Annotated in this window: 24 protein-coding genes and 1 tRNA gene; 1 reads left to right on the forward strand and 24 read right to left on the reverse strand. The window is 50.6% G+C overall.

Going from position 1 to position 18,833, the window contains the following annotated elements; genetic code table 11:
• Positions 1 to 94 precede the first annotated feature (94 nt).
• On the reverse strand, positions 95 to 1,819 hold the full coding sequence (ade, locus tag DWX59_RS23385) for an adenine deaminase (protein WP_180215771.1): 1,725 nt from the start codon (positions 1,817 to 1,819) through the stop codon (positions 95 to 97).
• A 244-nt stretch (positions 1,820 to 2,063) separates the two neighbouring features.
• On the opposite strand from ade, the gene DWX59_RS23390 reads away from it, so the two are divergent.
• Positions 2,064 to 2,137, forward strand: a tRNA-Val gene (locus tag DWX59_RS23390).
• Between the two features lie 411 nt (positions 2,138 to 2,548).
• Here the strand turns inward: DWX59_RS23390 and DWX59_RS29710 are convergent.
• The 23 genes from DWX59_RS29710 to DWX59_RS23495 all read right to left on the reverse strand — a co-directional run bounded on the left by DWX59_RS29710 (position 2,549) and on the right by DWX59_RS23495 (position 18,829).
• Positions 2,549 to 2,671: a hypothetical protein gene (locus DWX59_RS29710; RefSeq protein ID WP_268878124.1), complete on the reverse strand. Its 123-nt coding sequence runs from the start codon at positions 2,669 to 2,671 to the stop codon at positions 2,549 to 2,551.
• 159 nt (positions 2,672 to 2,830) lie between these two features.
• On the reverse strand, positions 2,831 to 3,346 hold the full coding sequence (locus DWX59_RS23395; protein WP_117562055.1) for an ImmA/IrrE family metallo-endopeptidase: 516 nt from the start codon (positions 3,344 to 3,346) through the stop codon (positions 2,831 to 2,833).
• A gap of 18 nt (positions 3,347 to 3,364) precedes the next feature.
• Positions 3,365 to 3,715, reverse strand: a complete 351-nt coding sequence (locus DWX59_RS23400) for a helix-turn-helix domain-containing protein (RefSeq protein ID WP_089775546.1) — start codon at positions 3,713 to 3,715, stop codon at positions 3,365 to 3,367.
• 346 nt (positions 3,716 to 4,061) lie between these two features.
• Positions 4,062 to 4,805 carry a peptidoglycan recognition protein family protein gene (locus DWX59_RS23405; RefSeq protein WP_117562057.1) on the reverse strand — a complete coding sequence of 248 codons (744 nt, stop codon included), beginning with the start codon at positions 4,803 to 4,805 and terminating at the stop codon, positions 4,062 to 4,064.
• Complete coding sequence (locus DWX59_RS29080) at positions 4,802 to 7,123, reverse strand: hypothetical protein (RefSeq protein ID WP_207660463.1); 2,322 nt, start codon at positions 7,121 to 7,123, stop codon at positions 4,802 to 4,804. The genes DWX59_RS23405 and DWX59_RS29080 overlap by 4 nt, the downstream gene beginning before the upstream one ends.
• Positions 7,111 to 7,455: a hypothetical protein gene (locus DWX59_RS23415; protein ID WP_117562059.1), complete on the reverse strand. Its 345-nt coding sequence runs from the start codon at positions 7,453 to 7,455 to the stop codon at positions 7,111 to 7,113. Before DWX59_RS23415 ends, DWX59_RS29080 begins: the two co-directional genes overlap by 13 nt.
• A 29-nt stretch (positions 7,456 to 7,484) precedes the next feature.
• Positions 7,485 to 7,652 carry a hypothetical protein gene (locus tag DWX59_RS28875; protein WP_166460287.1) on the reverse strand — a complete coding sequence of 56 codons (168 nt, stop codon included), beginning with the start codon at positions 7,650 to 7,652 and terminating at the stop codon, positions 7,485 to 7,487.
• An 18-nt stretch (positions 7,653 to 7,670) separates the two neighbouring features.
• Positions 7,671 to 8,129, reverse strand: a complete 459-nt coding sequence (locus DWX59_RS23420) for a phage holin family protein (protein WP_117562062.1) — start codon at positions 8,127 to 8,129, stop codon at positions 7,671 to 7,673.
• Between the two features lie 17 nt (positions 8,130 to 8,146).
• The gene (locus tag DWX59_RS23425) at positions 8,147 to 8,275 is read right to left on the reverse strand and encodes an XkdX family protein (RefSeq protein WP_117562065.1); all 129 of its coding nucleotides are present in this window, start codon (positions 8,273 to 8,275) and stop codon (positions 8,147 to 8,149) included.
• Positions 8,272 to 8,664 (reverse strand): hypothetical protein, encoded by a 393-nt coding sequence (locus tag DWX59_RS23430; protein ID WP_147325853.1) that lies wholly within the window; start codon positions 8,662 to 8,664, stop codon positions 8,272 to 8,274. The genes DWX59_RS23425 and DWX59_RS23430 overlap by 4 nt, the downstream gene beginning before the upstream one ends.
• A 29-nt stretch (positions 8,665 to 8,693) precedes the next feature.
• Entirely contained in the window at positions 8,694 to 9,818 is a 1,125-nt protein-coding gene (locus tag DWX59_RS23435) for a Kelch repeat-containing protein (protein WP_117562070.1), read from the reverse strand.
• A 17-nt stretch (positions 9,819 to 9,835) separates the two neighbouring features.
• Complete coding sequence (locus DWX59_RS23440) at positions 9,836 to 10,339, reverse strand: hypothetical protein (protein WP_117562072.1); 504 nt, start codon at positions 10,337 to 10,339, stop codon at positions 9,836 to 9,838.
• On the reverse strand, positions 10,336 to 10,737 hold the full coding sequence (locus tag DWX59_RS23445; RefSeq protein ID WP_117562074.1) for a hypothetical protein: 402 nt from the start codon (positions 10,735 to 10,737) through the stop codon (positions 10,336 to 10,338). The genes DWX59_RS23440 and DWX59_RS23445 overlap by 4 nt, the downstream gene beginning before the upstream one ends.
• Positions 10,700 to 12,961, reverse strand: a complete 2,262-nt coding sequence (locus DWX59_RS23450; RefSeq protein WP_117562076.1) for a hypothetical protein — start codon at positions 12,959 to 12,961, stop codon at positions 10,700 to 10,702. Before DWX59_RS23450 ends, DWX59_RS23445 begins: the two co-directional genes overlap by 38 nt.
• Positions 12,961 to 13,335 carry a hypothetical protein gene (locus DWX59_RS23455; protein ID WP_117562079.1) on the reverse strand — a complete coding sequence of 125 codons (375 nt, stop codon included), beginning with the start codon at positions 13,333 to 13,335 and terminating at the stop codon, positions 12,961 to 12,963. Before DWX59_RS23455 ends, DWX59_RS23450 begins: the two co-directional genes overlap by 1 nt.
• Before the next feature lie 14 nt (positions 13,336 to 13,349).
• Positions 13,350 to 16,400, reverse strand: a complete 3,051-nt coding sequence (locus DWX59_RS23460; RefSeq protein WP_117562082.1) for a phage tail protein — start codon at positions 16,398 to 16,400, stop codon at positions 13,350 to 13,352.
• Between the two features lie 42 nt (positions 16,401 to 16,442).
• Complete coding sequence (locus DWX59_RS23465; protein WP_235845149.1) at positions 16,443 to 16,595, reverse strand: Com family DNA-binding transcriptional regulator; 153 nt, start codon at positions 16,593 to 16,595, stop codon at positions 16,443 to 16,445.
• Complete coding sequence (locus tag DWX59_RS23470) at positions 16,588 to 16,908, reverse strand: Gp15 family bacteriophage protein (protein WP_117562087.1); 321 nt, start codon at positions 16,906 to 16,908, stop codon at positions 16,588 to 16,590. Before DWX59_RS23470 ends, DWX59_RS23465 begins: the two co-directional genes overlap by 8 nt.
• A 13-nt stretch (positions 16,909 to 16,921) precedes the next feature.
• Positions 16,922 to 17,221 (reverse strand): hypothetical protein, encoded by a 300-nt coding sequence (locus DWX59_RS23475; RefSeq protein ID WP_117562089.1) that lies wholly within the window; start codon positions 17,219 to 17,221, stop codon positions 16,922 to 16,924.
• A gap of 13 nt (positions 17,222 to 17,234) precedes the next feature.
• Positions 17,235 to 17,696: a phage tail tube protein gene (locus DWX59_RS23480; protein ID WP_117562092.1), complete on the reverse strand. Its 462-nt coding sequence runs from the start codon at positions 17,694 to 17,696 to the stop codon at positions 17,235 to 17,237.
• A gap of 10 nt (positions 17,697 to 17,706) precedes the next feature.
• Positions 17,707 to 18,111 (reverse strand): phage tail terminator protein, encoded by a 405-nt coding sequence (locus DWX59_RS23485; protein WP_117562094.1) that lies wholly within the window; start codon positions 18,109 to 18,111, stop codon positions 17,707 to 17,709.
• Positions 18,111 to 18,491 carry a hypothetical protein gene (locus tag DWX59_RS23490; protein WP_117562097.1) on the reverse strand — a complete coding sequence of 127 codons (381 nt, stop codon included), beginning with the start codon at positions 18,489 to 18,491 and terminating at the stop codon, positions 18,111 to 18,113. Before DWX59_RS23490 ends, DWX59_RS23485 begins: the two co-directional genes overlap by 1 nt.
• Entirely contained in the window at positions 18,491 to 18,829 is a 339-nt protein-coding gene (locus tag DWX59_RS23495) for a hypothetical protein (protein ID WP_117562099.1), read from the reverse strand. Before DWX59_RS23495 ends, DWX59_RS23490 begins: the two co-directional genes overlap by 1 nt.
• Positions 18,830 to 18,833: the final 4 nt, after the last annotated feature.

The following is an 18,833-nucleotide window of genomic DNA, read 5'->3' on the forward strand; positions in this document are numbered from 1 at the left end:
TTTTTATTAGGATATTCTCCGGAAATGGATTCGGTTCCATTGTGTCCGGGTATAGCCTGGGAAAATACCGTTAACCCATCCAAAGGATGCCTGATCAGAAGGACGCCTCCACAACCTCCTGCCGCTCCACATCTATGACCCCATACGTATTAATCCTGAGTTTTGGTATGACCGGCAGGCTGACAAAGGCCAATGTCATGAATGCGTCGATATCTGCGCCGATTCCCAGCTCCAGTGTTTTCTGCTTCAGATTCTCCAGCTGTTCCTCCACTTCATGGACCGATGCCCTGGTCATGATTCCTCCAATGGGCAGGGCCAGTTCCCCTGCCACCCGTCCGTCCACGGCAACGGCAAGGCCGCCTTTATTCCGTATGACCGTGTTGGCTGCCAGTACCATATCATTATCATTGGTCCCTATGACAATCAGATTGTGGGAATCATGGGCCACGCTGGTGGCTACCGCGCCGTTCTTAAGACCGTATCCGCCAATAAAACCGATTCCTTTGTGTCCGGTATGCAGATGGCGCTCAAATACAGCTGCCTTTACTATATCAGCCTTCAGGCTGACTCCCGGCGCCATGCCCTCTGTATGTCCCTGCCATGGAACAATCCTTTCTTCGGTAAGGAGCTCATGGGGCTTGAACTGAATCACCCTCTGCATGTTTCCCCTTTTTTCATATGCAATGTCACTGAGCGTCACCTCATCCATATGGAAGGAATCAAATACAGCAGGATAGGCCTGCTCCAGTTCCCGGCTCCGGTCCGGCTTTTCATGCAGGCACCTTCCGTTTTCCGCTGCCAGCGCACCGCCCTTATACACTCCGGTCACGCGAAAATCAACCAGGTCTTCCAGCACTGCCAGGTCTGCACGCATTCCCGGCATGACAGCGCCCCTGTCCTTCAGCCCAAAATACCGTGCTGCATTATAGGATCCCATCTTTATGGCCTTTATGGGATCCGCGCCAAGGGAAACCGCCTTTCGGATAATATAATCAATATGTCCCATGGAAATCAGGTCGCCTGGATGCTTATCATCGGTTACCAGCATGCAGCGCTCATAATAGGGCGCCTCAAAAAGAGGCATCAGGGCCTCTAGGTTCCTGGCCGCGGTTCCTTCCCTTATCATGATCCACTGGCCGCGGCCCAGCTTTTCAAGGGCTTCGCTGATATCAGAACATTCATGGTCAGACAGGACGCCTGCGCAGACATACGCATTCAGCCCCTTTCCCCCCAGGAAGGGGGCATGGCCGTCTATTACCTTATCCCGGTGCGCAGCCTCCCCTATCTTATCCAGAAGGTCCTCCATTCCCCCAACCACACCTACGGAGTCCATGACCTCAGCCAGCCCCAGTATGCGCGGATTGTCATAATATGGTTTTATATCAGCCGCCCCCAGGACTGCCCCCGACTCATCCAGCCCCGTGGACGGCACACAGGAAGGCATCATGATGAATACATCCAGATCCAGTCCGGCTGTTGCCTCCAGCATATAGTCAATGCCCTGGCAGCCCGACACATTGCCAATCTCATGGGGATCGGCAATGACTGCTGTGGTGCCATGGGGCAGGACAGCCTTTTCAAACTCCGGCGGGGATACCATGGAACTTTCCAGGTGGATATGTCCGTCAATGAATCCCGGGCATATATACCGGCCTGTCATGTCCACATTTTCTTCCCCATCATATTCCCCGATTCCTGCTATGTATCCGTCCTCAATGGCTATATCGGCCACCTCTGTCTTCTCAGTAAAAACATTCACGATTGTCCCATGTTTCAGGACCAGGGATGCCTTCTTCCTGCCGGAAGATACATCCATCATCTTTTTTAAATTTCCAAAACGCTGCACAGAAATACCTCCTTTTTTGTTTTTATCCCCCAATTGATTTTATATCATAATACTATAATATAGCAGAAAGTACAATATTCTGAAATCATAAATTTTTCAAACAAATTATCTGTCCCCATCTTCTGTTAAGATAATACTGTGTGTCTGCATATTTTTTACATTTGTGGGAATATCCTCTTGAAATTCCGTTTTATCGTGCTATAATATTCTCATGGACGGAAGTATAGCTCAGCTGGGATGAGCGTTCGCCTCACACGCGAAAGGTCATGGGTTCGAGCCCCATTACTTCCACTACGTCAAAACCCACGTATTTACGAAAAACAACGTAAAATCGTGGGTTTTTAATTATTAAAAATGGCAGATATATGCCATATTTGGCATATATTTACCCTATATGTATCACACGGTATCACACGAAGTATCACACGAAATTGGCGGGTCCGGTCGCATCCGGTACCCGCCTTATACACACACTACTATTTAAAAAAGAGGCAGGAATCTCCTGCCTCAAAATGTATCAATTTGGGGTTGAACGCCGATGCTCCCCCACCCTTATTCCATCTTTCCTTACATATGCTTTCACTACTACAATTTTCTTGTGTTGCTGTCCTCTCACGCTTGTCCTAGTTTTTGCCATTGCTCTGGCTCCTTTCATATAAAACCAGAGACACTCCAACTGATAAAAGCGCCTCTTCTAGTCAATTAGTTACTCTTAACTGGCGCAGGTCCTGGACCAACCCAGAATCTAAAGGCTCTTTTTCCATGGTCTTTTGCATAAATCTTTTCACCATCTTTCGTGGTAATCCATGCTCTAAAAATCCACATAGTTTGCCCTCCTTTCTCAAGTTTCCACTTGCAAAAGAGTTCCCACTATGTTATAATCATATCGCCAAATAAGATTATAAAATCAGTTGAATAGTGGTAACACGTTCAACAAGCGACCAAGTGTAATGCACTTGGTTTTTTCTATGCAAAGGATTTCTCCTAAACATCAAACTTATGATACGTTTTATATTGAATATTGGCTGCAGTCAGCGACATTCCGCATTTCTGTGCAATTTCATCTGCCGACATGTTTTTCACTAAGTGATAAGGCGCCATAAGTTCTGCCGCAAATGTGTTGGCTTGCCATTCTGGCTGGCAGTATACCGGGACATTACCTCTTGCATAACTTATCAATTTAGGCTGATGCAATAAGAAATGCCCCAACTCGTGGCACAGAGTAAATCTATCTCTTGCGTTTCCCTTAACGGCACCTTCATATACATCTTCCCTTATTCGCATAATGTTACTTGCGGTATTTGTTGTTCCATATGTATCTTTCATCTCAGATATCGGTACTATTTCATAATCGAAATCATTATTGGGGTCGCCTAAAACCCACTCGATGAATTCTACTATCGGAAAATACAACTGCTCCTGCAGCCCACAAATTTTTCTAACCTCTGTCGTCAACTCTCTTATCGATACTCTTGATAACGCTGTAGCACGAATATTCAATATTGCAGCACCTCCAAGTTACTTCTCAATCATTTTTCTAAACTGGTCTATTTTGCTGTCATCCATGGTGTTAAGCTTTCTAGCGAAGGACAGAAGCATATCCCGATTTCCATCTGAATACCCAGACATATCAATACTATGGAAATTCAATGCATCAAACATACAATCAGCTAATTCCTCCGCTTTACGATTATCCAACTGATACAATGACACAATTTCCTCTTGCCATTCCTTCGGTGGTTTCTTATTTCCATTTTCTACCTTTGATAAAAATGCAGATGAAACCCCGAGCTTTTTAGCCATATCCGCCAATAATTCTCCATTGTCGATTCTCAGCTTGCGGCAAAACTTTCCGAAGTTATTTACCATCGTGCAATCCTCCTTCTAGTGACATTCCATAGGTCACAATTTTATTTTAACCTATCCAGGTTAATTTGTCAATCCATTATCGGAAATTTTATTAACCTCATCTATACGCACAATATAAATCCTTTCTTGTATATCATATTCGCCTCCTCTCCCCGCTGTCTAACGCCATATTCACAGTCTACCACTCAAACACATACCGCCGATTGTCCATGTCACACTCCTCCGCGATCCGGAGCACACCCCTGGCATCCCTATGAATGCTGCTAAGCAGGACCGGTTTTAAGCGACCAGTCCTGCTTGTTTTATTCGTCCAAAACGGCCTCTGCAATGCTCCATCCTGGTCCGGTTAAAACTCCCCTATGTACTGTTCTCCCTCCGGTGCCACATACATGGCGCATTCCAGCGGATGCCCCGCCCGTGGCTCAAAATAATAATCCTTGCCATCAATTACATGCCAGTTGGTCAGGGCGTATCCGTCAGGGTTGAAATAGTACTTGTGATGGTTGATGACCTGCCAGCAGGACTTATAATAATCCGTGGTGCTATAGGCATACCACCAGCCATTACTGTCATGGTGCCAGCCAACCTCATACGTGGGGGCCATCTTGTCCGCTACATCTCGCTTAAACTGCCCCCAAGCGTCCGGGTGGTCCACAAACCACTTGGGGCATACCTTCCGGGTCACATCATAGTGCCGGATGAGTCCCCCATGCATCGGGTCCAGTCCCCAGCGCCTGCAGATATCTGCACACAACTCCACGTAGGCTGCGTAGGTAGCATCCGTAAATCTGCCGGTGCTGTCTGGATGGCAGGCCTCTATGCTAATGGTGTACGCATTGGCTGAGTTAGTGCACCAGCTTATCTCCTCCTCCGGTATCATCTGGATGATTTCCCCCTGCAGGCCGATGATGTAATGGGCACTGGCTTTAGTGGTGTGGGTTTTGCTCAGATTTTCAAAGTAATTTCGGTTGGCCTGGGCTGATGTGCCAGGATTGCCTATGTAATGGCAGGCCACTGCGGTTGTGCTGCCCCGCTTGGTCCCTGGCCTATTGTAGTTACTGACTGTTAAATACTGCTTGACTATGTTCATGTCGTACCTCCATTTCTAATCGCGTCAATCTGTGCCTGTAAATCCGCTACCACCGCCCTGGTATCCTGCACGTACCCCAGCCCCACATCCGGTTCCGGCCCTCCTGCGGTTACGGTCACATGGGTGGTGCCGGTGTAGGTGGTAAGGGCGTTCAGGGCGGATTGGGTCGCGGAGGGTAGGGGTTCCCAGGTGGGAGTGGCGCGCTCAAACATTGCATTGAGCGGATGGGCGGAAAGATAAGCCTTGAATGCATCCACATCACCATGGCTAAACTGCTCCATATAGATGTATATATCACAGGTTGCGCTGGAGGAAATACAGTCTATTCTACTGTAGGTGTTTGAACTGCTCCCGACCTGTAATCTATCACACAATATCTTTGTTGGTATGTTGACTTTCTTCTCAGCTTTTATTATTGATTTATTCTTTGAAGTTCTGAACCTAAATTTATCAGCAGAATTTGTACTCATTTTCCCCCAGTTTTCACTACCATCAAAAGTCAATGACACGAATTGCCTTTCCACGCCCCACGCGCCATCTCTGCACATTATCCTGTCCCGTACATCCCCGATGCCACGTAACGGCTCCGTCAGGGGTATTGTTACGGTACTGGACTGGTAGGGCTGATATGGTAGAGCAGTGGGTCTAGCATTAAGCATGGGATACACTATTTCATTGATATCCGATACTCCTTGATATATGTAGATAAAGTATTCTATTTTCGATTCGGTTCCGTCCACAATAAAGGAGGCGTCGTTGATAACATTAGATTTACCATCGCTATACCATTTTTTTGCTTTAACAAATATTTTTGGGTCGGCTGCCGGAACGCTTCCGCTGACATAGTAAGTTCCAGGCGAAAGATTAGTCGAAACAACAGCTGTATGAGCCAGTTTTTCCAACGTATTTCCGGTTACCAAAATACCCCCGTCCTCCTGAACGGAAAATGTCACGTCGTTATGGGTTCTTGCTAACCTAGATGTATCCATCAACTGCGCCCCAGTCACCATTACAGATGTGACATCCGTACCCAAAATCTCCTGCGGATAATCCGGGCTGGGGGATGGCTGGCCTCCGGTGTAGGGTTCCCAGGGCTTGGGCGTGGAACCTGCATGGAGCATGGGCCTGAAGACCAGGGGACCGGATGCATTGTTGCCTATGGTTATGGCAAGGGAAAGGGTCTGTCCGTCCTTAACTGTCAACGTGTCACCGTCACCGATATCATATGCATATGCATAACTGGTACCATCGGACGTATTTATATACCCCTTGATTACGTAGGTCGATTTATCACCACCGTCTGGACAACCTGAAATATAATAATCCCCGGATGGGACGGAAAGTCTATCACTAAGATAGAAAGTGGAATTACCACCTGTAGCAGTTCCGGCAGCAAGTATGGCGCCATCTGGATTTGGGGTGAACGTTACTCCATTGGAGGTACGGGCCGACAATGATGGTATATCCAGCATCTGTGCCCCGGTCGTGGAAAACTGCCCACTCATGCCCGCAATCTCCAGGTCAGGAATCGGCGCTTCCCACGCATCCCCCACCGTAACCCGGCCCATACCGGATGCGGTGCCAATCAGGGCATTGGCATACTTGAGGTCGGTCTCACGCTTGTTATAGCCCACGAAGGTCTCCTTCTGGGACTCCACGTATGCCCTGTTATCCTCCAGAGCCTTGGCGGATGCAGCGGCAGACTGTGCCGATTCGGCGGCAGAACCGGCGGCGGCTGTCTTACTGGCCTGGGCGTCATTGGCGTATCCCTGGGCAGTGGATACCTTACCCTCCATCTGCGCCACGAACTGCTCGTACCAGCTGGTGTCCGGTTCCGGGATTCCTCCGCCGATGTCCAGGCCATCATGGATGGTGTAGGACGCAGGGAGGGTCTTCCAGGTCACGCGCTCCCCCATGCTGTTGGTGCCGGTCGCGTATATCATCATCTGGACCCGGTCCGGCTCCTGGGTTGCCTGCGCCGGTACCTGCCAGCACAGTCTGATATAATTGTCCGTCCATGACACGTTGCAGGGTATGCTGTCACTGCTGCCATAGACCGTCTGGTAATGGATGTACAGGTGTGCGGCCGTGAGGTCCAGGCCGTCATCGTACCGTGGCAGCTGGAAGCCCACGAACTGGGCATTCTGTTCGCCGCGCACAGATATCTGGTCGTTGAAATCCGCAATGCGCTTGTTGGTGACCGGGACATACTCAGGCTCCACGTACAGCGTATATGACGGGTAGTTATTGTCCTTGGTCCACGCCCCATCCCCGGCCGCGTAAGCCTGTCTTGTCAGTATCTCATCTACAGTTGCCATGCCTGTCCACTCCCCCTCTCCTGTTTGATGGTAATCAGGTTGGTGGTTATCCGCTGGCCATTCTCACGCTGGCCTACCACGCCGACCTTGAACGTATCATAGGCCGCCACCTCATCCGGGACGATGCAGGCACCACCCTGAATCAACCTGCCGACCTCCTGGGACTGTAAGTATGGATAGAAGGCTGCCACCTGGACAGTCCCGTCCCAATCCGGGCCGAACTCAAATGCTGTTTGCAGGTAGCCCGATGTGCCTGCAATTATGCTGCTGAAATCACAGCCAGGAGCCCTCGTCAACTCCTGGCCGGATACCCTGAATCTTAGTGTCCTCATAGCATTGCCTTTCTGTTGCGATATCGCAACTACTGGGCATCCTCCGTCCCGACAGCCCGCTCATCCTCTTTCCCGGTAGCCGGGCCTGTGGTCACGGTTGTCCTATCCTGCGCCCCCTTCGGCCTGGCCTTCTGTGCCACGTCATTTGCCCTCTGCTCTGCCGTCCTCTTGTCTGCATGTCCTCTTAATACTGCCATGATATATACCTCTCTTTCTTAGTTGACCTTCTCGGTCTCTGCATTAATAAGTTTCTCTGTCACAGCCAGGCCTTTGATTAAGAAGGCTGGCACATTGTAACCACACTCCACAAGGTTCTCCAGGATGCTGCGGATCTCATTGACCAGCAGGCAAGCTAAAGTAAACCATCCCAGGAACAGCAGGAAATCCAGGTTAAGCCCCAGGATGTCATGCCCCAGGCCGATGAATAATTTCGGCATCAGGAAGGATACCAGGATGATTACCCAGTAGCCCAGTTTTTTCAGGATGCCTTTCAGGCCTGTCTTACTCGACTCCCTCCCCAGCTTTCTGGCCTTGTACCAGCCTGTCAGCCAGTCCAGGACGTTGCAGAGCAGGTACCCTGCAAATATGTACCAATACGGCCCCAGGATGGCCATCAGGATTGTTACCGCTGCCCCATAGGCCGCATTACATCTGTCTAAAAACTTCATTTTCATATACCTCACCTTTCTTTTTAATACGCCTCGCCAGTGATTTCCCTGTACTGGTCTTTGGTGATGACTCCCTTGCGTACCGCCATCCTTACCATTGCTTTTACCCAAAGCCCTGCATCGTAATAATACTTGATTCTTTCATAACTCATGGTTGTACCTCCGTCTTTTCTGCGTCATCAAGGGTCAGCATGTTCTGATATTCCATACTGGCTGCTATACTCGCCAGGGATGTCGCCGTCAGTTCCTCGTTGGAAACCGCGTCACTTGTTGGCGGATTGTCCTCGAAATACTCGATAGCTGCAAGTATTTCCTCATTAGTCGTGCAGGATGAGAAGTCGACACCATGCTTGGTGCAGACATCAACCATCTGGCTCAGTTCACCACTGAATGCGCCGTTGATAAGGCCTCCCGCCACAACAGGGACCGCTGCCGGGTTATTAATCCAACCATACCGGTCAATCCACTCCTCAGGGGTCAAGCACTCCCCTACGGGAGTATATATATTGTCTGTCTTATTCCAAACTACATATTTAGCCATGTTTTGTTTTTCCTTTCTTTTATGATTTATCATGCTGTGTATACATCCACTACTGATGAATATTCACTGCCATATCCGCCACCAAAAAGGGCATAGTTACCTACTGTTGTGGCGGCTAAAACACACCTAGCTACACTTAATCCAGTAGGTATACTCCTTGTCAGGCTGGTGTTATAAGCGTCTACAGTTGATAAATTATAATCATTATAGGTAAAGCCGTTTGAGCCACCACCAAAAAGAGCGTATTCCCCGACTGTTGTAGCAGCTAATGTGCTTCTACCCACACTTAATGCAGTAGGTATACTCCTTGTCAGACTGGTGTTATATGCGTCTACGGTTGATGAATAGACATATGAATCAGTAAAGTATTCCCCACCACCAAAAAGCGCATAGTTGCCTACTGTCGTAGCGGCTAAGTTAGCCCTACCCACACTTAATGCGGTAGGTATGCTCCTTGTCAGGCTGGTGTTAAATGCATCTACTGTTGCTAAATAATCGGAAGCGTTTCCACCACCAAAGAGAGCATAACTGCCTACCGTCGTAGCAGCTAAGTTAGTCCTAACCGCACTTAATCCAGAAGTTGTACTCTTTGTCAGGCTAGTGTTGTACGCATCTACCGTCATATACTTGCTATTACTGTTCCCACCACCAAAAAGCGCATAGCTGCCTACTGTCGTAGCGGCTAAGTTAGCCCTACCCACACTTAATGATTCAACTGTGCTCTTTGTCAGGCTGGCGTTATATGCGTCTACGCGATACGAGTATGACGAGCTACTATAAACACCGCCACCAAAAAGGGCATAGTTACCTACTGTCGTAGCGGCTAACCACTGTGAATTTTGTCTTAAATTAGTAGCTGTACTTCTTGTTAGGCTGGCGTTGTACGCGTCCACTACTCCCGAATATCCAGTACCATACCCACCACCAAAAAGCGCATAGTTACCCACTGTTGTAGCGGCTAACCCTCTTCTACTCGCACTTAATGCTGTAGCCGTCCCATAATACTCCAACTCACGGCTGTAAAAGCATCTCGCAACACCGCCAACCCCGATATAGGCTTTCTTGACCCTGCGGGCTACGCCACCTACCCCCGCATATATGTTCTTGACTTTCCTGGCAGCTCCGCCTACCCCGATATATATTCCTTTTGCCACGGTATCACCTCCAGGCCTTACTCATATTGCAGGTAGATATTGCCAGTGGTTAAGGATGTCGAACCGGCATTCATGGAACCTGTTCCTGCGTAGATATTCTTCAGGGACGCAGTGCCCACGGTCGTAACACCTGCATAATTCGCTTTGTTTACCGTGGCTGATCCATACGCCGTACAGGCCGTTGGCGTCCCTGCGTTCATGTATACCGGTGTGGTCGCGCCGCCAACCGTGCCGGTGCCGACCTTCCCTGCAACGGCAACCGTCTTGTCCGCATCCGCCGTATTGTCCACATTCCCCAGCCCTACCTGCTCAGCTGTGACCCCATGGGGGTTTTCCATGTCAGCAAGATGGCCTTCCACCGCCTGGGTTATGGCGTTGATGTCATTCTGGCCAAATTTATCCCCCTTCTGGGTATATGATGTCGCATCGGATATATTATAGGTCCCGTCCTCGTTCTGGGTTATCCTCCATCGCCTGGAGCCTTCATATATATCGTCTTTATAATCTGTCCTCAAACTCATTCAAATACACCTCCGTTCAATGTGAAAGCCAGGCGCCTGATTCCTTCGGCCCTTCCCAATATGTTCCTATATATCTTCAGGCAGGCCGATTCAATCCGGTTCAGCTCCTGCCAATCAATGAATGGGGTATTGTCCCTGTATTCCCGGCTTTCCCCTACCGCAAAAGGATATGTCCCTGCACAGACATGGTCTATATTGGCCTCAAAGCGGTTAATCTCATCTGCATGGAAGCCGTAATCCTGATATGTCTTATCCTCCCCCATGTCCTCAAACTCAAAATCCGGCCAGAGGGTAAGGGCCAGGGCCCGTATCTCATTGATGTTGCCCTTGATGCGGTTATAGTCACCGATATTAAAATAATCACTGGCCTGCCAGTCTGTTTTTGGCTGTTGCCACATAACTCATGTCCCTCCTTGCCTTGATGGTACCGCTAAGTCCGCCATTGAATTTCAGGGTATGGTCCGTCACCCTGATTAAGAGGTCGGGTACGTATTTATTTTCCAGGAAGGCAATGTCATTGGCATCCATCCTGGGTTCCCCACGGTAAGACAGGTCGTATTCCCGGTCTGACTTGAGGTAGTCCCCTATCCAGTCGGCAAGATTGGCTGCATGGAGCGTGCTGGATACCAATGGGTTTTCCCATGTCTCCAGGCTGCCCGTCGGGTTGAGCTGCCGGCTGACCTTAGTCCGTGTAGTGATGTATTCCTTACCCATGACCGCCACCTCGGTGGCCCCCACGATACCTGTAAGCCCTACTGTGACGTAATAGGCACTGCTGCTTAGGATTGTTGCTGTCTGTCCCTCCGATGGCTCAGTGATGGCGACAGAAAAGCCATAGGAGGGATTGGTCAGGTAAAACGTATACTGGTTGTCCTGTTCCGTCACCGCTATGGTCTCCCTTACCAGTTCTTTGGGCTCCTCAGCACTCAGGCCAAACAGGGTCCGTATTACCTGCAGTTCCCTGACCCTGGCCAGTTGCGTGCCCTTGGGCGTCTTGGTCAGTTCTACACCATACTCCAGGACGTAATCTGTGCTGTCCCCAAAGGTTATGTTGTCCAGGGTAACCCGGTTGTTTGGACAGCCCTTGGTAAATTCCAGCACCAGGTAATCGAACTCCGGGAACTCATGGCTGACCACATAGGTCCGCGTGAGCCCCGAAACCGTGTAGTCCTCCTGCAGCTCACCGTCGTAGTAGGAATGGAACACGACCGTATCCGGCCAGTTCCGACCAAATTCTAGGGTAAGACCGAAGCATTTGAAGACAGCCTCCATGGTTATACCGATGGTAGGGTTACTACCAAACAGGCCAGCCCCATCCGCCACAGCATCCGATACATAACCCACATTCAGGTATGTGGCACCCTCAGCCTGACACGGGAGAAAATATACCATCCCGTCTGCGCCGGTATGGCCCTGGCCGGGCAATGCATATATATCCTTTTCCGTGTGGTCCAGCACTGCCGCGGCATTGGAGAAATATGCCTCATTATCGGATGCGGCCTCCATGTCCGGTACAAAACTGGATTTTATGAAAATCTTCCCGGCCCTGTCCTGATATAATATGCACCGGCCTGCATTGGCAATCAGCTGTAGGGCCTCCTTGTGCGCCACGGCCGGCATGGGGTTAGTTATCATCACATCCTTAAGATATGGGTCAATCCAGTACTCCCTGTAGTCCACCCCCGCATCCGCAAGGACATCCACGGCCATATCATACAGGCTCATTCCATCCGGATGATACTGCCCACCGTAGTAGGTCCCGTCCATCCCGTCAAAACAATCGGATGCCTGGAAAGCCATCTCAGTGTCATCCGCAGACCATGACCTCAGCCCAAGCGTGGTCCCGGGTATCCACTCAACAGACCCGTTGTCCAGTGCCTGGCCATAGAGCACTTCGATTTTCTGGCCAATCTCCAGGAAGTTCACGGCGCTCTCCTCATTCTCCACGTCGTAGGCCCGGTCCTTATTGTCCACCTTTACATCAAGATCGATGGTCGGCATCTCCTCAGATATCGGGCTGATATGCTCCTTTTTGGTTGCGGACAATATCTTCTTACCGTCAAAATAAATACCAATACCCATGGTAATCTGGTTGATGCGGAACCGGCTTTGTCCATTGACCATGACGGCCGGCACAAACCGCAGGAAGGTCGCCGCCTCAAATATCTCCTCTGTCACAAAATGGCCATCCGTATTATCCGTTACGTTTAAAGTCCGGCTGTCTGAAATAATGGTGAAATCCACCGGATACGCCTTGCCAAACTCCACGGTCAGTCCCTTGATGTCGTATTGTACCGGGAACCGGATTTCGATGGTCCCCAGGAGACCGCCTGACACAATCCCCTGGTTGAGCACAACGTCAGCAGCCTCCCTGGGAAGGAAATACATGCTGCCATCCACCGTGGCATAATCCTGGTCACAGGTTGCATATAACTCCTGTACCTTGTAGTTATCCATGGGCTTCACCAGGTCGGAATAATATGTGTATCCATCAGGCTCTGGGACATAGGCGGACGCCTGGGCCTGCTGGTTAATCAGACCGATGCTGATACGGAGATGGGAAATGGGATTCCGCCACTTCCTGCGCATCATGTCCTTATATTCATTACTTGCTGCCTGCATTACTCCATCACCCCACAGTCTATCAGGTTCACCTTGCAGTCCTTGTACATGGTTGGTAGTCCGTCCGGCCCTATCTCCCATATCTTTGCCGTCCGGTTCCCAGGATACATACGCTCTGTTTTCCAGCAGTTATTTTTCATATCCGGGAACTTGACCGTCACCACAAATTCCTCAAATTCTTTCAGGATGCTACTCCACGTGGCCGCATCCAGATAGGACCATTGCAGGCCGTCAATCTTATCCTGGTCACGGCCCACGCGCTGCCCCACAAACTCACCCAGGGCGTTCTTGCCCTGGTTCACATTCGTGGCAATGGTTAGGCCCGGACCCCGGTCATAGTTTGGGTATTCATGTCCGTTGATATAGATTGGCACTTGAACCACCTCCTTTATGTAGTCCGCATGGTATATCCATTACGCTTATCCAGTTCCACTAATTTCTTCTTTATCTCCCGGATATCGATATTGACCGTCAGGTCCATCCGCTCTATCAGGTCTATGATGTTCCTCAGCAGTTCCACCATCATGCCCAGGTAGTACTCGCTCATGTTGCTGCCATTCTGCTGGGAGGCCAGGGCCACTGCCCGGTCAACCATCTCCTGCATCTTATCCTCCGGCGCCACGATCTCACCATGGTGCCGGTTATCGCCAATCATGGCCAGCTGCGGCGTGTTGGCGCGGACGAACCCGCCCTGCGCCAGACGCGGGAGGTGTATGTTTGGAATCTTAGGGATGAGCTCCGCTCCGATACCAGGTATTTTATCGGCCACATCATTCACGGCCTCTATCATGGCATTGATTGCATCAATGACCCTATTAGCCATGTTCTCCACGCCATCGATAATCATGTTGATGATGCCCTTTATATCCTCCCAGATGCCGTCCCAGGTCTCCTTTGTCTTTTCCTTTACCGTGTCCCATGCACCGGTAATCGCGTCCTTCATGGCCGTGAACTTCTCATCCACTGCCGTCTTGATTGTATCCCACAGGCCTGAAACAAATTCCTTGATACCTTCCCATATCTCGGATGTCTTGCTCTTAACATTCTCCCAGGCCGTGCTGATGGATGTCTTAATGGCATTAAATAATGCATTAGCCAAGGACTTAAGCCAGTTCCAGATGGTATTCAGGAGTGCCTTAATTCCGTTCCAGATGGTGTTGGTTACCCCGGATATAGCAGTCCAGGCCAGGTTAACAACATTTTGAATGAATGTTACGGCTCCAGATACAAGCTCCTTCAAGGCATCCCAGATACCGGAGAATATCTCCTTAATTCCTTCCCAAGCGAGGCTCCAGTCACCAGTGAACACGCCGACAATGAAGTCAATCACACCACCAAGCGCCGTGAGCAATCCCTCTATGATGCCGGAAACGGATTCCCAGAATCCGAAGAATGTGTCAATGGCATCCTGTAAACATGTAGCTATGACTGGCGCTACGTTGGTTATGAACCACTCAATGAATGGCTGTATGACCCCTGTCCACAATTTGGTGACCGCATCAGCCACTTTTCCACCAAACTCCAGGAACTTATCAATCAGCGGGCTCAGGTACTGGTCCTTAAATTCAACGAATCGGCCCGACAGGTTCTGCAATACTGGAAGGAAATATGTGTTGTAGACATCAAGCAACAGTGTTCCGATTTCCGTGAACCCCTGTTTGAAGGTTGCCAGCATTGGCGCCACATGCTCATCATATGTTGCGCCAATCTTTTCAAAAGTTTCCGCAACCAAATCTTTGATTGTAGAAAAGATAGGTTCAACCGCGCTGAATGTATCCTCCAGGGTTGTCCTGATATAATCCGCATTTTCTATGAACGGGGCCGTAATGGTGTCCAATACATCCGCCGCAAAAGTCCCTGCTAGTTCCGTACCACCCATGAAAGCTTCGGAAAATATCCCAATGATATCAGCTGTAATCTGCTTTGCACTGTTACTCCTGAGGGATGAAAATACCGTTGCAAGTGCTTTGGAAAAATTCCCACTTATCTCCGCGATGCGTGAGCCAATATCAAACATGGACACGATGTAATCCCTGATTCGTTCACTATTCTGCTGCAGGAACAGGCTGATTCCGCCCAGAAGGTTATCCGCTATGGATGCCCCGATGCTCGCCATGGAGCCCGCAATCTTGCCCAGGTTGATGGCCAGGATGTTAGTGAACCTGGTGGCGGCCTGTTCTACCTCTGGGGATGTGAAGATATCCGTCAGGCTGTCCTTGATACTCTGGATGGACTCCTTCATGCTGTCCAGGACGCCCATGTCGCCAAATCCGACCTTGAACCCGGCCATGAACAGGTTCTTAAGTTCATTGGCCTTTTCAATCAGCCCCGCGTATTTGCTGTCCATCTCATCCACGGCCGATGTATCAAGTTCGCCCATGTCAAACTCATCCGCAGCATATCCACCGTCTGCTCCGCCTCCGGAACCTCCCCCGCCGGAATCCGTATCAGGATTAATGATATTGAGCTCATCAATGCCTGTGCTGACACTTTTCATGTTCTTTGCGGCCTTCTTGGCGGCACTTCCGGCCCCTCCGGCAGCCGCCCCGGCCTTATCCGCAGACTGGGCCATCGCATCCATACCGGCCGTGGCCGCGGATGCGCCTCCCCCACCCTTCCTCCCGGTCACCATCTCCGTGAATGCCTTGAAGGCATTGGCCAGGCTCATCAGCTTACTGATGATGCGGTTGATTACCTGGATGACCGGGGTCAGCACATTGATGAGCCCCTGACCGATTGTGGCCTTGAGGCTGTCAAACTGCAGCTTCAGGACACGCACCTGGTTTGCCCAGCCATCCGCCGTCCGGATGAAGTCCCCGGATGCCAGGGACAGCTGGTCCTGCACGAACTTATACCGCAGGGCAACCTTCTCGGCCTCTGACATCTTGGCTGTAACCTTGCCATAGCCGTTTGCCAGGGCATAACTGTCCAAAGCGCTCTGGGTCATGACGATGCCCAGGTCCTTAAGGGTCTCCGTCTCACCCGTGAACACGGATTTCAGCTTTGTATAGGCCTCGTCCTGGCTGATGTTATAGAAGGATGCCACATCACCGGCCAGGCCAGTCAAGGTCGTGGACATCTCATAGGCTGCCTGCTCACCAAAGCCGAATGCCTTGGCCATTGCACCAAAGGTGCCGGTAAACTTCTTAGCCATGGTCTCGGATAAGCCGAAGGAGGTTATGGCGTTCTTGGCGAAGTCATCCACCTGTTTAGACATCCGTGGAAATGTGACATCCACCACGTTCTGGACTTCCGCCAGGTCGGAACCCAATTCAACGCACTGCGCACCAAAGTCTATGATTTTTTTTACTGCAAAGGCCGCCGCAAGGGTTGCACCTGCCTTCTTGGCCAGTCCCTGAATACCAGCCATATGCTGCTTGAATTGATTCTGGTTGACCACAAGGTCAAGGCCAATCTGGCCTACACTGTCAGCTGCCATACATATCACCTGCCTTTTAATTCAAAAGCAGGCTCTGGCTCGCTACTCCTTTGGTGCGGCTCTAGGCTCTGTCATTTTTACATCCAACCTGTTTATGGTTTTACACCTGGGACATTTAATCTCCCCCTTGACGTATTCCGCCAGGAGGAGGGTCTGTCCACACCTTACGCATCTTACTTTCTCAATCTTAATCACCTCCGCACATGGCCGCGAACATCCTCTCCAGGCCGGCCATCTCCTTCCCGAAGGTTTTCTCATCCATTTCTTTCATTTCCCGTTTCCGCCAGTCATCATATATCCGGCGCTGGTCCTTGGTGTAATGCTTGATGATGTCCTTATCCGTCTCGGACCGGATGGCCACCACCCGGCCAAGGGCGGTCTCCGGGGACAGGCCGGCAATCAATGCCCTGAACTCGTCCCAGGAGACTGACTCAAACTCCTTCGTCCGTATGCGTAGCCCGTACTGCGACAGGAAGCTGGAGACAATCAGGTCCCAGTCCCCAAACATGTCGTAGTACGGGTCACTGCTCTCCCGGGCTGTCTACCTCATCGGTTATCAGTTGTATGGATTCCATAATGACTGTAACCAAATCCTTAAATCCGATTTTCAGCTTTTCAATCTTCTTCTTGGACTCTTCGGGGAGCATCAGGTTGTAGGCCTGCAGGACTTCATCCATTCCGGGGTCATCCGCCGACATCAGCCCCATGACCTTAAGCATGGTCGGGGCGTCTGCATTGACCTTCAGTACCTCACCCTTGATTACCAGGGATGGGTTTTCCTCAAAGCTCAGTTTATCTGTGATATCTACTTTCCTTGCCATAATCCAATCCTCCTTATGCTCCCGGTGTAGGCGCCGGCGTGAATGTCGGGGCGCCATATCCCGTCACTTCAAACTCCAGCGTATCAATGTTGGTCGTATCGCCGCCGCCCGGTGTGGTCACGTTCACGACCACATCACAGGCCAGCTTTGCGCCGGATACCATGGTCCACTCAAACTTCGTCATGACGTCCTGGCCAAACTTCCAGGCCAGGCCGGCAATATAATCGTTGCCTGGGTCACCGACCGACCTTTTCCCTTTGAAGGAAAAGCCCAGCTTTTTCCCCGTCATGGATGACTTTGACCAGCCTTTCGCGTCCATGGGGTACCATTCCTCCACGGTCCCATCAATGCTGGGCGCAAAGTTCTCCAAATCCAATGGCACGACCATATCCTCCTCTGTACTCTCAAGCCCTTTCGTGCCAAACTTAAACACATTGTTATGCACCGGATAAACCCTTCCTGCTGCATCTGGCATAATCCATACCTCACTTTCTCTGATATACAAAATCCAGCCATATTACATATTCGTATACGCCCTTATCATCTGTCCCTACGTCAACCGGTTCCGGTACCTGGAGGATGATACAGTTGATGGGTGTATCCCCTATGGATAGGCTGGATACGTTTTTAAGTTTCTTATATAGCCCATAGGCGGCCTGTTCCGATGCCTGTACGTCCCTGTCCCAATGGACTAGCAGGGAGATGCGCCGGATGTCGTAACTGCTGTAGTCATGGCCACCCAGGGCCATCACAGGAGGACCACTGCCCTGGCGGTGGTACACGCCGATGGAATGGTCCTTCTTGTTGTTCAGCTTCCCGATATTGACATTCCTGTCGTCCGTAATCCCCAGGCCTCCTATGTACCCACGGATATCGTCCAGAGCCAGCATCACACACCACCTACTTTCTTATATAGCCGCTTAAAGGCGTTCCTGGCAAAATCCTGGCTCACTCCACCAGGCAGCCACGGTTCGTACCATTCACCGCCGGCAAACGGGTTCTCATCCGTCTGGAAGTCATATTCCGGGTGGTAGTATAGGCGCCGCGCATAGGGCGTGCTGGATACCAATGTTGTCTTTCCCTGCTTCGATTCACTGTAATCCACAAAGGCGCTTTCATTCTGCAGGTTACCGCTGTCAAATGGCATCACCTGCGCCTGCACCACCTCTGTGTGCAGGGCCTCCGCAGTCATCTCCAGGGCAGTCACTGCCGCCTGTGTCAGCTGTTTAATCCGTGGGAAATTCATTTTCACGGTTGATTTTACCTGCATCAGACCACCTCCAGCTGGCAGTAATTCACTGTCCCGTCCGGATTCCTGGCCTTCATCCCCTGCTCAATCCTCCGCTCCTCCCCGAATACAGTTACGGTACCCCCGCTTAAGGTTGGAAAGTCCGGGGCAATATCCCCAGGGAACATGGCCGTGCCGGTTATCTGCACCAGCTTCTTTTCCGCAGTCAGGATGGTCTTGGCGCGGTCCTGGAAGTTGCATTTCAAGTCCAGGTCCAGCACCCGCTCCGGCTGACCATGGTGGTCTGTATCCTCTGACTCCAGGCGGATGTGTATGTCCGTCCTACAGAGCCGTCTTGGCACTAAGCATGGATATTTCATTGCC

Source organism: Enterocloster aldenensis (genome assembly GCF_003434055.1).
In the GTDB taxonomy this organism is placed as follows: Bacteria; Bacillota; Clostridia; order Lachnospirales; family Lachnospiraceae; genus Enterocloster; species Enterocloster aldenensis.

Bases quoted from the DNA above. Each gene is read 5' to 3' on its own strand.
- DWX59_RS23420 (WP_117562062.1), bottom strand. From the start codon at position 8,129: ATGAAAATGAAGTTTTTAGACAGATGTAATGCGGCCTATGGGGCAGCG.
- DWX59_RS28875 (WP_166460287.1), bottom strand. From the start codon at position 7,652: ATGGCAGTATTAAGAGGACATGCAGACAAGAGGACGGCAGAGCAGAGG.
- DWX59_RS23450 (WP_117562076.1), bottom strand. From the start codon at position 12,961: ATGCAGGCAGCAAGTAATGAATATAAGGACATGATGCGCAGGAAGTGG.
- DWX59_RS23405 (WP_117562057.1), bottom strand. From the start codon at position 4,805: ATGAACATAGTCAAGCAGTATTTAACAGTCAGTAACTACAATAGGCCA.
- DWX59_RS23470 (WP_117562087.1), bottom strand. From the start codon at position 16,908: ATGTTTGGGGACTGGGACCTGATTGTCTCCAGCTTCCTGTCGCAGTAC.
- DWX59_RS29710 (WP_268878124.1), bottom strand. From the start codon at position 2,671: ATGTGGATTTTTAGAGCATGGATTACCACGAAAGATGGTGAAAAGATT.
- DWX59_RS23460 (WP_117562082.1), bottom strand. From the start codon at position 16,400: ATGGCAGCTGACAGTGTAGGCCAGATTGGCCTTGACCTTGTGGTCAAC.
- DWX59_RS23440 (WP_117562072.1), bottom strand. From the start codon at position 10,339: ATGAGTTTGAGGACAGATTATAAAGACGATATATATGAAGGCTCCAGG.
- DWX59_RS23415 (WP_117562059.1), bottom strand. From the start codon at position 7,455: ATGAGGACACTAAGATTCAGGGTATCCGGCCAGGAGTTGACGAGGGCT.
- DWX59_RS23495 (WP_117562099.1), bottom strand. From the start codon at position 18,829: ATGAAATATCCATGCTTAGTGCCAAGACGGCTCTGTAGGACGGACATA.
- DWX59_RS23425 (WP_117562065.1), bottom strand. From the start codon at position 8,275: ATGAGTTATGAAAGAATCAAGTATTATTACGATGCAGGGCTTTGGGTA.
- ade (WP_180215771.1), bottom strand. From the start codon at position 1,819: ATGATGGATGTATCTTCCGGCAGGAAGAAGGCATCCCTGGTCCTGAAA.
- DWX59_RS23445 (WP_117562074.1), bottom strand. From the start codon at position 10,737: ATGTGGCAACAGCCAAAAACAGACTGGCAGGCCAGTGATTATTTTAAT.
- DWX59_RS23475 (WP_117562089.1), bottom strand. From the start codon at position 17,221: ATGGCAAGGAAAGTAGATATCACAGATAAACTGAGCTTTGAGGAAAAC.
- DWX59_RS23430 (WP_147325853.1), bottom strand. From the start codon at position 8,664: ATGGCTAAATATGTAGTTTGGAATAAGACAGACAATATATATACTCCC.
- DWX59_RS29080 (WP_207660463.1), bottom strand. From the start codon at position 7,123: ATGGCAACTGTAGATGAGATACTGACAAGACAGGCTTACGCGGCCGGG.
- DWX59_RS23490 (WP_117562097.1), bottom strand. From the start codon at position 18,491: ATGCAGGTAAAATCAACCGTGAAAATGAATTTCCCACGGATTAAACAG.
- DWX59_RS23480 (WP_117562092.1), bottom strand. From the start codon at position 17,696: ATGCCAGATGCAGCAGGAAGGGTTTATCCGGTGCATAACAATGTGTTT.
- DWX59_RS23485 (WP_117562094.1), bottom strand. From the start codon at position 18,111: ATGCTGGCTCTGGACGATATCCGTGGGTACATAGGAGGCCTGGGGATT.
- DWX59_RS23400 (WP_089775546.1), bottom strand. From the start codon at position 3,715: ATGGTAAATAACTTCGGAAAGTTTTGCCGCAAGCTGAGAATCGACAAT.